Annotated in this window: 12 protein-coding genes; 7 read left to right on the top strand and 5 right to left on the bottom strand. The window is 64.0% G+C overall.

Annotated features, from left to right (window positions below; genetic code table 11):
• Positions 1 to 51: 51 nt before the first annotated feature.
• The 3 genes from NKH70_RS02380 (at position 52) to NKH70_RS02370 (ending at position 2,871) form a co-directional block, all read left to right on the top strand.
• Positions 52 to 669, top strand: a complete 618-nt coding sequence (locus tag NKH70_RS02380) for a LysE family translocator (RefSeq protein WP_352912189.1) — start codon at positions 52 to 54, stop codon at positions 667 to 669.
• A 151-nt stretch (positions 670 to 820) separates the two neighbouring features.
• Positions 821 to 1,801: a cysteine synthase A gene (gene cysK / locus NKH70_RS02375; RefSeq protein WP_023718844.1), complete on the top strand. Its 981-nt coding sequence runs from the start codon at positions 821 to 823 to the stop codon at positions 1,799 to 1,801.
• A gap of 446 nt (positions 1,802 to 2,247) precedes the next feature.
• Entirely contained in the window at positions 2,248 to 2,871 is a 624-nt protein-coding gene (locus tag NKH70_RS02370; RefSeq protein WP_352912187.1) for a glutathione S-transferase family protein, read from the top strand.
• A gap of 15 nt (positions 2,872 to 2,886) precedes the next feature.
• Here NKH70_RS02370 and NKH70_RS02365 read toward each other — a convergent pair whose 3' ends face one another.
• Together NKH70_RS02365 and NKH70_RS02360 are read right to left on the bottom strand one after the other, a co-directional pair.
• Entirely contained in the window at positions 2,887 to 4,143 is a 1,257-nt protein-coding gene (locus NKH70_RS02365; protein ID WP_352912185.1) for an RNA polymerase sigma factor, read from the bottom strand.
• On the bottom strand, positions 4,143 to 4,496 hold the full coding sequence (locus NKH70_RS02360; RefSeq protein WP_023718846.1) for a YciI family protein: 354 nt from the start codon (positions 4,494 to 4,496) through the stop codon (positions 4,143 to 4,145). Before NKH70_RS02360 ends, NKH70_RS02365 begins: the two co-directional genes overlap by 1 nt.
• A 255-nt stretch (positions 4,497 to 4,751) precedes the next feature.
• Here NKH70_RS02360 and NKH70_RS02355 point away from each other — a divergent pair, with 255 nt between their 5' ends.
• From NKH70_RS02355 to NKH70_RS02345, 3 genes are all read left to right on the top strand, one after another.
• Positions 4,752 to 5,711, top strand: a complete 960-nt coding sequence (locus NKH70_RS02355; protein ID WP_352912183.1) for a TAXI family TRAP transporter solute-binding subunit — start codon at positions 4,752 to 4,754, stop codon at positions 5,709 to 5,711.
• A gap of 181 nt (positions 5,712 to 5,892) precedes the next feature.
• Positions 5,893 to 7,989 carry a TRAP transporter permease gene (locus NKH70_RS02350; protein WP_352977012.1) on the top strand — a complete coding sequence of 699 codons (2,097 nt, stop codon included), beginning with the start codon at positions 5,893 to 5,895 and terminating at the stop codon, positions 7,987 to 7,989.
• The gene (locus NKH70_RS02345) at positions 7,986 to 8,369 is read left to right on the top strand and encodes a DUF1850 domain-containing protein (protein ID WP_352912179.1); all 384 of its coding nucleotides are present in this window, start codon (positions 7,986 to 7,988) and stop codon (positions 8,367 to 8,369) included. Before NKH70_RS02350 ends, NKH70_RS02345 begins: the two co-directional genes overlap by 4 nt.
• Here the strand turns inward: NKH70_RS02345 and NKH70_RS02340 are convergent.
• From NKH70_RS02340 to NKH70_RS02330, 3 genes are all read right to left on the bottom strand, one after another.
• Positions 8,258 to 10,009, bottom strand: a complete 1,752-nt coding sequence (locus NKH70_RS02340; RefSeq protein ID WP_353016111.1) for a saccharopine dehydrogenase family protein — start codon at positions 10,007 to 10,009, stop codon at positions 8,258 to 8,260. The two genes, NKH70_RS02345 and NKH70_RS02340, sit on opposite strands and share 112 nt — an antisense overlap.
• Before the next feature lie 49 nt (positions 10,010 to 10,058).
• The gene (locus NKH70_RS02335) at positions 10,059 to 10,439 is read right to left on the bottom strand and encodes a thiol-disulfide oxidoreductase DCC family protein (RefSeq protein WP_352912221.1); all 381 of its coding nucleotides are present in this window, start codon (positions 10,437 to 10,439) and stop codon (positions 10,059 to 10,061) included.
• Between the two features lie 257 nt (positions 10,440 to 10,696).
• Entirely contained in the window at positions 10,697 to 10,843 is a 147-nt protein-coding gene (locus NKH70_RS02330; protein WP_023718851.1) for a hypothetical protein, read from the bottom strand.
• A gap of 408 nt (positions 10,844 to 11,251) precedes the next feature.
• Here NKH70_RS02330 and NKH70_RS02325 point away from each other — a divergent pair, with 408 nt between their 5' ends.
• Positions 11,252 to 11,758, top strand: coding sequence for a YciE/YciF ferroxidase family protein (locus NKH70_RS02325; RefSeq protein ID WP_352469066.1), 507 nt, complete (start codon positions 11,252 to 11,254; stop codon positions 11,756 to 11,758).
• Positions 11,759 to 11,817: the final 59 nt, after the last annotated feature.

Here is an 11,817-nt window from a genome sequence, read left to right as displayed (position 1 = left end):
CCGGCCCGAGGGAATTCACCCAACTTCAACATTGTGCGACAAGCGCGAATCATGACGCTCACCGGGTTCCTCGCCTACAGCGCCGCCCTCGGCATCGCCGCAGCCATCCCCGGCCCAGGCGTCACCGCGCTCGTTGCGCGTGCACTGGGCTCCGGCTTCCGCTCGTCGCTGGCCATGTCGTTCGGGCTGATGCTCGGCGACCTGACCTATTTGACTGCCGTGGTGCTCGGCCTCGCTTTCGTCGCACAAACTTTCGGCATGGTCTTCCTGGCCATCAAATGGCTGGGCGTCGCTTACCTCGCTTTTCTTGGCTGGCGTTTCTGGACGAGCGGCATCACGCCCGAAACGGTGGAGGCAAAGAAAGGCAAGGGCGGCTTGGCATCCAGCTTTGTAGCCGGCCTTGCCGTCACGCTCGGCAATCCGAAGACGATGATCTTCTATCTCGCCATCACCCCGACCATCGTCGATCTGAAGGCGATCACGCTGGTCGACTACGGGATCCTTGTCGCGCTCACCATCGTCGTCCTGCTCGTGGTGCTGGTGCCCTATCTGGCGCTGGCGGCCAAGGCGCGCTGGTTCCTGAAGTCGCCGCGGGCGCTGAGGGCACTCAACCGCACCGCCGCCGGATTCATGGTCGGTGCGGCGGCGGCAATTGCCGCCCGCCAATAGACCTCTTTCGCCAATCCGCCCAGGGATTGTCACGCCTTGCAAGGGCGGGGGTATTCAGCACGAACTTCACTCGGATATTTTTCGATCGACAGCCTATCTTGCGCGGTGGATGGCTCTATCCTATGCCGCTTGACCTCTGGGAGGAAAATCAATGAACAAGCCCGCCACCCCCACACACGTGCCCGGCCGCGGCCGCATCTACAATTCGATCACCGAGACGATCGGCGACACGCCGCTGGTGCGGCTTGATAAATTCGCCAGGGAGAAGGGTGTCGTCGCCAATCTGCTGGCCAAACTCGAATTCTTCAACCCGATCGCCTCGGTCAAGGACCGCATCGGCGTGTCGATGATCGAGGCATTGGAGGCTTCGGGCAGGATTACGCCCGGCAAGACCACGCTGATCGAGCCGACCTCGGGCAATACCGGCATCGCGCTCGCCTTTGCCGCCGCCGCCAAGGGCTACAAGCTGATCCTGACCATGCCGGAAACCATGTCCGTCGAACGCCGCAAGATGCTGGCGCTGCTCGGTGCCGAACTGGTGCTGACCGAAGGGCCGAAAGGCATGAAGGGCGCCATCGCCAAGGCGGACGAGCTGGCGGCAACGCTGCCCGACGCCGTCATTCCGCAGCAATTCGAGAATCCGGCCAATCCGGAAATCCATCGCCGCACTACGGCCGAGGAAATCTGGAACGACACCCATGGCGAAGTCGATATCTTCGTTGCCGGCATCGGAACCGGCGGCACCATCACCGGCGTCGGCCAGGTGCTGAAGAAGCGCAAGCCCTCGGTGCATGTCGTCGCCGTCGAACCGGAAGCCTCGCCGGTGCTGTCGGGCGGCCAGCCAGGCCCGCACAAGATCCAGGGCATTGGCGCCGGCTTCGCGCCAAAAATCCTCGACACGACGATCTATGACGAGATCGTCAAGGTCTCGAACGAGGATTCGGTTGCCAATGCACGGCTCGTCGCTCGGCTCGAAGGTGTGCCGGTCGGCATCTCGTCGGGTGCCGCCCTGCAAGCGGCAATCGTCGTCGGCTCGCGGCCCGAGAACAAGGGCAAGAACCTCGTCGTCGTCATCCCCTCCTTCGCCGAGCGCTATCTCTCGACGATCCTGTTCGAGGGATTGGGCGCGTAGAGTCTGGACACCTCGTCATCCCAGGGCGGAGCGAACGCGAAGCGGAGCGCAGACCCTGGGATCCATTCCGTGAGCGTGGCCAACGAATACCGCGGTGCAGATGTGAAAGCCGTTGCAACATCGGCAGCATGCACGCTGTCCTCCGACATCTAAAGGCTCTGCACCGTCGCGACGCTCAGAAGTTACGGCATGGACCAGGGTCTCGGCGACGTCGCTTCGCTCCTGCTCCGCCCCATACATGACGAAGGTAGGTGGGCTTCAGCCAATCTCGAAGGTTTGCGCTAGACTAGTTCACCTAGGGCAACAGGCTCCAACCCGTGCGCCGAGGACCCAGATAACAGCACTGGCCCGCTGAAAAAACACCTGTGGCGGCTCCCGCTCGCTTGAGTAAAGCGGCGCTTCGGTTCAGATCGTCGCCGGCCTTGCACCGGCTGGCGGAGGACTTCATGTACAAGCTCTATACGCGTGCCAATACCGGCGGCTTTGTCGTCGAGGCGGCGCTCGCTTTGGTGGGTGTGCCTTTCGACCAGATCGACGTTCCGAAGGGCCGACTCGATCAGGCCTTTTTAGACATCAGCCCCTTGAACCAGGTGCCGGTCCTGATCATGCCGGACGGACGCTCGATGACCGAATCGGCGGCGATCTGCATCCTGCTGGCCGAGCGCCACCCGGAAGCAGGACTGGCGCCCGCAGCAAGTTCGCCGGACCGTGCCGACTTCCTGCGCTGGATGTTTTTCATGTCCTCCGTCATCTATTCGGCTGACCTGCGGTTCTTCTACGCGCATCGCTACACGACCGATCCCCGCGGCGTGGACGCTGTCAAACAGGCGGCGGTCTCGGAAATGGATCGCAGCTTCGCCATTCTCGATGCCGCCCTCGAAGGCCGTGACTGGCTGGCCGGCGACCGGCTCTCGCTGGCCGACGTCTATCTCGTCATGTTGGTGGCCTGGCATCCGGAGGTCGCGAAGGTTCCAACCGCTTGGCCGAACATCGAACGCCTGTGGGCCAATTTGCGGGAACATCGGGTGATGAAGAGGCTGAATGCTGCCCACGACATGTGGCCGGCCTAAGCACTCCGCCTTGTCTCAGTGTCTTTCCGCGCGGCCGAGCCCTGCCCGTCGTTCCTGCAGGAACCGGCGCACGGCCGGATCGCGTTCGAGGCCGATAGCCCGGTCATAGGCCTCGCTCGCCTCCCGAATGTTGCCGAGTCTGGCCAGCAGGCCCGCGCGGGCGGCCCAGTAAGGTTGATAGTCGTACAGCCGTTTGTCGCCGCTGAATTGATCAAGCGCGCTCAATCCTGCCGAAGCACCTTCGGCCTCGGCAATGGCCACCGCGCGATTGATCGACACCACCGGCGAGCCGGCGATTACCGACAGCGCGTCATAGAGCTCCTTGATCGCGACCCAGTCGGTAGAACCGGTCAGCCGCCGTGTCGTATGGGCGGACTGCACCGCGGCCTCGAGCTGGTAGCGGCCGACAACGCCTTCGGCTGCGGCGCGCCTGAGCAGCGTCTCCGCTTCATCGATCATTGCGTCGTCCCATAGTGCAAGATCCTGCTCGGCCAGCGGTACGTAATCACCCGCCGCATTGCGCCGGGCTGCACGCCGCGCCTCGGCGAACAGCATCAGCGCCAGCAGGCCGAGCGCCTCCGGCTCGTCCGGCATCAGCGTGGCCATCAGACGGCCTAGCCAGATGGCTTCGGTCGCGAGATTGCGGCGCCGCGTTTCGGTGCCGGCCGGGTCGGACCAGCCTTCGGCAAACGCCGCGTAGATTGCTTCCAGAACGGTGCCCAGCCGCTCACCGAGCTCGGCCCGCTCCGGCACGCGGAACGGAATGCCTGTCTCGCGAATTCGCGTCTTGGCGCGCACCAGGCGCTGGCTCATCGTGGCTGGCGATATAAGAAAAGCCGAGGCGATCGTCGCTGCGTCGAAGCCCAGGACCGTCTGCAGGATCAGTGGCGCGCGGACGCCGGCCTCGATCGCCGGATGGGCGCAGGCAAACATCAGCCTGAGCCGCTCGTCCGGCAGGTCTTCCTCGGCCATGCGTGCCTCCATCTCCTCGGCGATCAGCCTGAGGTGGTCGCGGCCCGCCTCGCTTGTCAGCCGCCGTCTGACCGCATCGACGCGGCGCCTGCGCGCCACCGCCAGCAGCCAGGCTTCCGGCTTGTCGGGCACCCCCGCCTTTGGCCAACGCTCGAGCGCCGCTGCAAAGGCATCAGCCAATGCGTCCTCGGCAGCGGCCACGTCGCGCGTGCGTGCGGCGAGATAGGCGACCAGCTTGCCGTAGCTTTGCCGGGCGGCCGCTTCCGCCGCCGCCCGCGCGGTATCGGGCAGTTCCGGCATCACATGGTGAGTTCCCAGATCGGCCGCACCTCTACGGTGCCGGTGCTGGCGCCCGGGCAGCGCGCCGCCCAGGCAATGGCCGCGTCGACGTCCTCCGCTTCGATCATATAGAAGCCGGCAAGCTGCTCCTTGGTGTCGGCATAGGGGCCGTCGAGCACGTTGGTCTTGCCATTGGCCATCCGCACCGAGGTAGCGGATTGCGTCGGCTTCAGCCGGTCGCCGGCGAGCCAGGCGCCAGATTTCTTCAACGCTTCGGTATAGGCGACATAGGCGCTCGACATCTGTGTCACCGCGTCTGCCGGCGCGGCTGCCATCCCCGCTTCGTTTCCGTAGATCAAAAGCATATATCGCATGGTCTTCTCCCGTTTCTAAGGCCGCATCGTTGCGAGCCGGACGTATGTCGCGCGGCCCTGCCCGATTTCGACAGGCGCTGGAAAAATCTTTCGGCCGCGATGCGACCTCGCGCAAGCGCCGATGTGCTGGGGCACTGCTTAGCCGTTCGTCTAATCGCTGCTATTGCGGGTTGGCATTTCCCGCCCGCTGTCTAAACTCGCCTCGCTTCGTGCCGCAGAGGAGGGCACGGGCCGAATTTTCAGGGAGGAAATCGCATGCCCAATTTCAGGACGAAATTTATTGCGGCGGGCGTGCTGGCGCTGTCGCTTGGCCTTGGCGCGGTATCAGTCAAGGCACAGGAATTCATCAACGTGCTGACCGGCGGCACGTCCGGCGTCTACTATCCGCTCGGCGTCGCGCTGTCGGAAATCTACGGCAAGGGCATCGAAGGCGCGCGCACCCAGGTGCAGGCGACGAAGGCCTCGGTCGAAAACCTCAATCTCTTGCAGCAGGGCAAGGGCGAGATCGCTTTCGCGCTGGGCGATTCTGTCAAGCTGGCCGCCGAAGGCAATACCGAAGCCGGCTTCCCAGGCAAGCTCGATAAGCTGCGCGGCATCGCCGCCATCTATCCCAACTACATCCAGATCGTCGTCAGCAAGGAATCCGGCATCAAGACGCTCGCCGATCTCAAGGGCAAGAGCTTATCTGTCGGCGCGCCGGCCTCGGGCACCGAGCTCAACGCCCGCACGATATTTGCCGCTGCCGGGCTGAAATACGAAGACCTCGGGCGGATCGAATATCTGCCCTTCGCCGAATCGGTGGAACTGATCAAGAACCGCCAGCTCGACGCCACGCTGCAATCGGCTGGCCTTGGGGTCGCGTCGATCCGTGACCTCGCCACCTCAGTGCCGGTAAACATCGTTGCCGTGCCGGCGGAGGACGTCGCCAAGATCGGCTCGCCCTATCTTTCCGTGGTCATCCCCAAGGGCACCTATGAGGGCCAGACCGAGGATGTCGCGACCGCCGCCGTCGGCAATTTCCTGATCACCAGCGCCGATGTCTCCGACGAGACCGCCTACCAGATGACCAAACTGCTGTTCGAGCATCTCGACCAGCTCACCGCTGCCCACGCCGCCGCCAAGGCGATCGACCCGGCCAAGGCGCTCGACGGCATGCCGGTGCCGCTGCATCCAGGCGCCGAGAGGTATTACAAGGAAAAGGGGCTCATCAAGTAAAGCGTCCCCTCCCCCTTGAGGGGAGGGTGGCCCGCAGGGCCGGGAGGGGTCCTCGGCGACGCGCTCCCTCGTTCAGGCAAAGGTCGAGGCAGTTGAGGTTATCCCACACGTCCATCCGCCTTCGGCGGCTGTCCACCCTCCCCCCAAGGGGGAGGGGAGCGCCCCGCCAGGAACCCCGCTAATGACCGAAACCCCGACGATTCTTTCCCCCACCGCCGAAATCCCTGTCGAAGGATTGCCGCCTGGCTTCGGCGAAGGCATCGCCGGCAAGGCGGCGTTTTTTATCGCCATCGCGTTCTCTATCTTCCAGATCTACATCGCCGCCTATGGCAGCCTGCCGAGCCAGGTCGTACGCGCCATGCATGTCGGCTTCCTGCTGCTGCTCGGCTTTGCCCTAATCGCCAATCTGCGCGCCAAAGGCGTCCCGGCGAAAGCAGTGTTCTGGACGCTCGGCCTGCTTGGCTTCGCCACCGGTCTGTACAATTGGGTGTTCTATGCCGACCTCATCCGCCGCTCCGGCTTTCTCACCACGCCTGACCTGATCGTCGGCGCGGTGCTGGTCGTGCTGGTCTTCGAGGCGGCGCGGCGATTGATGGGGCTGCCGCTCGCCGTCATTGCCTTCATCTTTCTCGCCTACGCATTTGCCGGCAATCATCTGCCGCCGCCTTTCATCCATCGCGGCTATGATTTCGCCCAGCTCGTCGACACCTTCGCCTATGGCACCGAAGGCATCTACGGCACGCCGATCTATGTCTCGGCCGCCTACATCTTCATCTTCGTCGTCTTCGCCGCCTTTCTTGAGCGCGCCGGCATGATCGCGCTGTTCAACGATTTTGCGCTTGGCCTGGTCGGCTCATGGCGCGGCGGCCCGGCGCAGGTCTGCGTGCTGTCCTCGGCGCTGATGGGCACCATTTCGGGTTCCGGCGTCGCCAATGTGGTGGCCAGCGGCCAGTTCACCATCCCGCTGATGAAGCGCTTCGGCTTCCGCTCGGCCTTCGCCGGAGCTGTCGAGGCGACCTCGTCGATGGGCGGCCAGATCATGCCGCCGGTGATGGGAGCGGTTGCCTTCATCATGGCCGAGACCCTGAACATCCCCTATGCCGCGGTGGTCAAGGCGGCGATCATTCCGGCGCTGCTCTATTTCGGCGCGTGTTTCTGGCAGGTGCACCTGGAAGCCGGCAAGGCCGGGCTGCACGGCATGGCCAAGGCCGACCTGCCGAATCCGTGGGATGCAGTGAGACAACATTGGCCGCTGGTACTGCCTCTCGCCGCACTGATCTACCTGCTGTTTGCCGGCTACACACCGGTCTTCGCCGGCACCATGGGCCTGGCGTTGACCATTGTGCTCATCCTCGGCACGCCGCTGGCAGCATCGATCGGGCCGCTCGCCTTCCGCGTCGTCTTCTGGCTGGCGCTCGGGCTTGCCGCCGCCTCCTTCATGAAGTTTGGCGTCAACATCCTCAGCGTGGTCATCGCCGTGCTGGTCGCAGCCTGCCTCACCTTCAAGGGCGGGCGCGAGACGCTGCGCATATGCGTGGATTCCCTTGCCGAGGGAGCAAAGAACGCGCTGCCGGTCGGCATTGCCTGCGCCATCGTCGGCATCGTCATTGGCACGTTGACGCTTACCGGCATCGCCTCGACCTTCATCGGCTGGATCATCTCGATCGGCGAGAACAATCTGTTCCTGTCGCTGCTTTTGACCATGCTCACCTGCCTGGTGCTCGGCATGGGCATACCGACCATTCCCAACTACATCATCACTTCGTCGCTGGCCGGGCCAGCGCTGCTGTCGCTCGGCGTGCCGTTGGTGGTCAGCCATATGTTCGTCTTCTATTTCGGCATCATGGCCGATCTCACCCCGCCTGTGGCGCTGGCCGCCTTCGCCGCCGCACCCATGGCCAAGGAAAGCGGCCTCAAGATCGGCATCCAGGCAACCAAGCTTGCCATTGCCGGCTTCGTGGTGCCGTTCATGGCGGTCTATACCCCGGCGCTGATGCTGCAGGATCCCGGCCCGATCGCCGCCCAGTTCGGCTATCCCGTCGAGGTCGCTTATATCGTCATCAAAGCCTGCATGGGTATCGTCCTGTGGGGCGCCGCGGCCGTCGGATTTCTCGCCCGGCGCATGGCCTGGTGGGAACGCCTCGTCGCGTTCGCCGCCGGCGTGCTGCTGGTTGCGGCGCTGCCGCTCACCGACGAGGCGGGCTGGGCGCTGTCCGTTGCCTGGATCGGCTGGCACTGCTGGCGCGCGCGGCAGGCTTCGCTGGCCAATTCAGCATGAGCCTCTGCATCGTCGCGGCCGGCAAGACGGTGACGCTCGCGGTCGCTGCCTTCACGCTCTCCTGGGTGCATTCGGTGGAGAAGACCCAGTGGCAGGAAGACTGGAAGGTGCTGCCGTTCGGCCTGGAGCTGGTCGAGGCCCGCATCAAGGGATCGGGCGCCGGGATGGAGCCGCCGCAGGGCTCGGCGCTGCGCGACGGCTGGTGGGTCTATGCGCCCAAGGTCGGGCCAAAGCGGCGCCTCGTGCTCGCCGCCTCGGGCGCTACGGGTCAGGGCTGGACACTGTGCACGGCGCAGGACTGCCGCGAATTGGCCAAGGTGGCAGGCGACACGATCTCGCTGGAGCCGTGCGCACCGGAGGGCTCCAGCCAACCGCGGTAGCGAGCGATCATGCCGGCAAGCGGATGCGAGATATCGACATGGAAGCGGAAGCGGCCATCCTCCACCGTTTCGTGGGAAGTCGAGCGTGGACCGAGCCACATCGGCAGCGGCAGGCCAAAAAAGCTCCAGCGGCGCAAGACCAGTGCCAGCCGGCCGTCCTCGGCAACCAGTGCCATCGCGAAGGTCAGCGGGCCGAAGCGTTCGCACAGCAGGCGTTGCGATCGACCCCGGCCTGCGAACTGTAGGCTCGAAAAACTGTGCTTGCCGAATGTCCGCGTCCAGGTCTCGCCGTCCTTGTCGGTGTCGAAGCGGACATGAACCGGGATGTCCTCGCTTGCCCCGGGGAAGCCGACCATCCAGGCCATTAGCCGGCCAAGAACATTGCGCCCGCGTTCGACGCGCGCGCGGCCTGCGGCGGTGATCGTACGGTCATGCATTGACCGAATTGCCTCGGGAAGGCCTTGCCAGGCGGCACCGAGCAGCTCGGCATAAAGCGGCTTGTCCTCGTCCGCGGCCCCGTTCCCGAAGCCGGTGTAGATCGTCCGCCCGGCGAACAGGGCCTCATAATCCCGGAGCTCCAAATCGCGCACCGCCGCCCGTGCGCCCGGCGCCGGCTGATGTCCGGCCAGCACTTTGCGGACCAGCGCTTCGACCGCCATAGACGGGATCAGCGGCCCATCATTGCCCTCGGCCAAGAGATGCCACGAGCGCTTGACGATGGCGCCCGTGCGGTCCGATCCCTCCACCTCGACGAACATGCCGCCGCGATGCTCGCCCCAGCGCAGCCGGTTCGTTGCCTGATGCATCAGCGGCGCCAGTGGCGAAAGCGAACTGATCAATCCGGCGCGCACCAGCCAGGCGAGGCAGATCAGGGCGCGGTGCAGCACCTCGGGTACCGGCCCGGCTCCCATCCAGATGGTCCTCGCCTCCGGCCAAAGCGCGGCCAAGGCGCGCAGGTCTGGAACGTCGACCAGCGAAAACAGCGTGTTTCGAAGCGGCAGCCGGCCCGGCGGCGCGATCGTGTAGCGCAGCTGCTCGATAAACAGACGGCCTTGTTCGGGACGGCCATTACGAACAAGGCGCACCGGCTGACCGGCGTAACCGGCGATGGCGCGAATGACGTTTCCGCCGACACCGGCGAAGGGCGACGGCGCGATGCCGTCGCGAATGCCGTCAACCCGCGTCAGGTCCGAAGACAGGCGACGCACCACCGCCGCCGTCAGCACCGGAAAGCTCGAGACGCCGGACAGCACGAAGACGCCGGCGTTTCGCGCCGCCTCGTCGAACGCAGAGACACCGGCGACGAAATCCGAGCCGTCGGCAAGATCGAGATAGTTGACGCGCCGGGCGATGCATGCCTCGATCAGGCGATAGCGTCCCTCGCCATAGGCCTGGAACGGACCGCTCGCGTCGACCACAATATCAGGCTCAAATGCAGCGAGTTGCGCGGCGAGATCGCCGTCACGGTCGAACAGTGCCGGCACCAGCCGGGCTGCTGTCGGGGCGCGCCTCTTGCAATACGCGTCAGCCTTGGCGAGCGAGCGCCCGGCGACGAACAGGATCAGACGCGGCTCGCCCTCCAAAAGCTCGACGGTGCGACCGCCAAAGGTGCCATAGCCGCCGACGACAAGAACCTTCATCCGCAGTTCCCCCAAAATGCCCAGCGCCGCTCCGGCCACGGCAATGAGCCTAGCCGATCAATCTTGTCCTCACCTCGGCGGAAGGGATTTCACAATTGTCCTTCTTGCCGAACAGGGCGTAGCGGTTCTTTGCGATGCGGTCGTAGAGCCAGTCGCGAAGCGGGCGCGGCAACAGCAGCAGGATCTGCGCCGCCCGCCACGGCCAGCCGAGTTCGGCCATGACGGCAACGAAACTGTCCAGGCGGGTGAAAGCGGCGCCATCGACGATGACGAGATTGGTCTCGTAGCGATCCGTCCGCAGCCCGTATTTCTTGAACAGCATCTCGCCGAAGGGCGACTGCGCCGTTACGAAATGGAAGCGGCCCTTGCGGTCGAGCTTCACCACCATGCGCACAAAGCCCGAGCACAATACGCAAATACCGTCGAACACGATCAACGGGCGACTCGATTCGAATTCTGGCGGCTCAGGAGAATGGTTCGGCTTGACGATCACGTGGCGCCCGGCAGCTGGTGTCAGGCGACACTAAGCCTGCCGGCGGCTGGATCAAAGCCCGGAATGTTAGAAGCTTGGCGGTGTCGCACGCCGTCTGTCGGTCAGCGCAGGGCGCTCGGCGCGATAGGTCGTTGACCGATTGTCGGCGTCGGGCCGGCAGATACGGCTGTCGTGACGGCTCTCCATGCTCATCATCAGTGCACGCTGATCCCAAGCGTGTTGCCACGGCGCGCGCAGGCGGGGCCTGGGCCGCGCATGTAATAGCGCTCGGGTCGATAGGTCGGCGCGACGAATTCGCGGATGGCGGCGGCATAGCCGGCGATTTGATTCCAGAAGCTCATTTTACTCGGTCCCTGTCCCGTTTCGGATGTCCCTTCCGAATTGCGGGGATCATAGCGTCCAGGCGTGAATAGTCGGTGAACGCGATGTTAATCTCTGGTCGAAAATGCCTTTGTTCATGGCTGGAATGCGGCTGATTCGCGGTGTTTCCATGCAGTCCGTCGGCATTTCGTCCAGTGTGACTTTTGCATCACATATGTTTCGCCTGAATGTCGCAGAAGCGCGGTTTTGTTTCAGGTTCTTGCTGGACCGCGAAATTTCCGTGCACGTGGTCGAAAAACCAGGAACCGGCCCGTCAGCCGCACGTTGATTTCCCAGTGCCGGGACGAACCGGTTCCGCAAGCTGTGGTGCTCGGTTGAGCCGCAGCCAAAAATCTGAAAACCGCAAGAGCAATGGAAAGGCAAAGGCCATGGGCTTCTTTTCGAAGGATATCAAAACACTCGACGACCTCTTCGTGCACACGCTGCGCGACATTTACTACGCGGAAAAACAGATCGAGAAATCGCTGCCGAAGATGATCGACAAGGCGAGTGATCCGCAGCTGAAAGCCGGCTTTGAGAAACATCTCGCCCAGACCAAGGGTCATATCCAGCGTGTCGAGCAGGTGTTCGAACTGCACGGCGTGAAGGCCAAGCAGGTCGACTGCCCGGCCATCGACGGCATTCTCGAAGAGGCCGACGACGTCAGCGGCGACATCGCCGACAAGGAGGTCCTCGACGCTGCGCTGATCGCGTCCGCCCAGGCGGTCGAGCATTATGAGATGACCCGTTACGGCACCTTGATTGCCTGGGCCAAGCAACTGGGCCGCAGTGACTGCGCCAATGTGTTGGCCAACAATCTCAAGGAGGAGCAGGCAACCGACCGCAAGCTTACCGAGATGGCGGAAAGCAAGATCAACCTGCAAGCCGCCGAGTAGGGCAGCGATAGAGAATTGAGTTCAAGGCAAGGCTGGGCCGAAACCCCGGACTTGCCTTT

The sequence above is a fragment of the Mesorhizobium sp. M0991 genome (genome assembly GCF_040318915.1).
Taxonomy (GTDB): Bacteria; Pseudomonadota; Alphaproteobacteria; order Rhizobiales; family Rhizobiaceae; genus Mesorhizobium.
The sequence above is the reverse complement of the archived record's forward strand: the minus strand, read 5'-3'. Positions and strand labels throughout refer to the sequence as shown.

Bases quoted from the DNA above. Each gene is read 5' to 3' on its own strand.
- NKH70_RS02350 (WP_352977012.1), top strand. From the start codon at position 5,893: ATGACCGAAACCCCGACGATTCTTTCCCCCACCGCCGAAATCCCTGTC.
- NKH70_RS02330 (WP_023718851.1), bottom strand. From the start codon at position 10,843: ATGAGCTTCTGGAATCAAATCGCCGGCTATGCCGCCGCCATCCGCGAA.
- NKH70_RS02345 (WP_352912179.1), top strand. From the start codon at position 7,986: ATGAGCCTCTGCATCGTCGCGGCCGGCAAGACGGTGACGCTCGCGGTC.
- cysK (WP_023718844.1), top strand. From the start codon at position 821: ATGAACAAGCCCGCCACCCCCACACACGTGCCCGGCCGCGGCCGCATC.
- NKH70_RS02365 (WP_352912185.1), bottom strand. From the start codon at position 4,143: ATGCCGGAACTGCCCGATACCGCGCGGGCGGCGGCGGAAGCGGCCGCC.
- NKH70_RS02370 (WP_352912187.1), top strand. From the start codon at position 2,248: ATGTACAAGCTCTATACGCGTGCCAATACCGGCGGCTTTGTCGTCGAG.
- NKH70_RS02355 (WP_352912183.1), top strand. From the start codon at position 4,752: ATGCCCAATTTCAGGACGAAATTTATTGCGGCGGGCGTGCTGGCGCTG.
- NKH70_RS02325 (WP_352469066.1), top strand. From the start codon at position 11,252: ATGGGCTTCTTTTCGAAGGATATCAAAACACTCGACGACCTCTTCGTG.
- NKH70_RS02340 (WP_353016111.1), bottom strand. From the start codon at position 10,009: ATGAAGGTTCTTGTCGTCGGCGGCTATGGCACCTTTGGCGGTCGCACC.
- NKH70_RS02380 (WP_352912189.1), top strand. From the start codon at position 52: ATGACGCTCACCGGGTTCCTCGCCTACAGCGCCGCCCTCGGCATCGCC.
- NKH70_RS02360 (WP_023718846.1), bottom strand. From the start codon at position 4,496: ATGCGATATATGCTTTTGATCTACGGAAACGAAGCGGGGATGGCAGCC.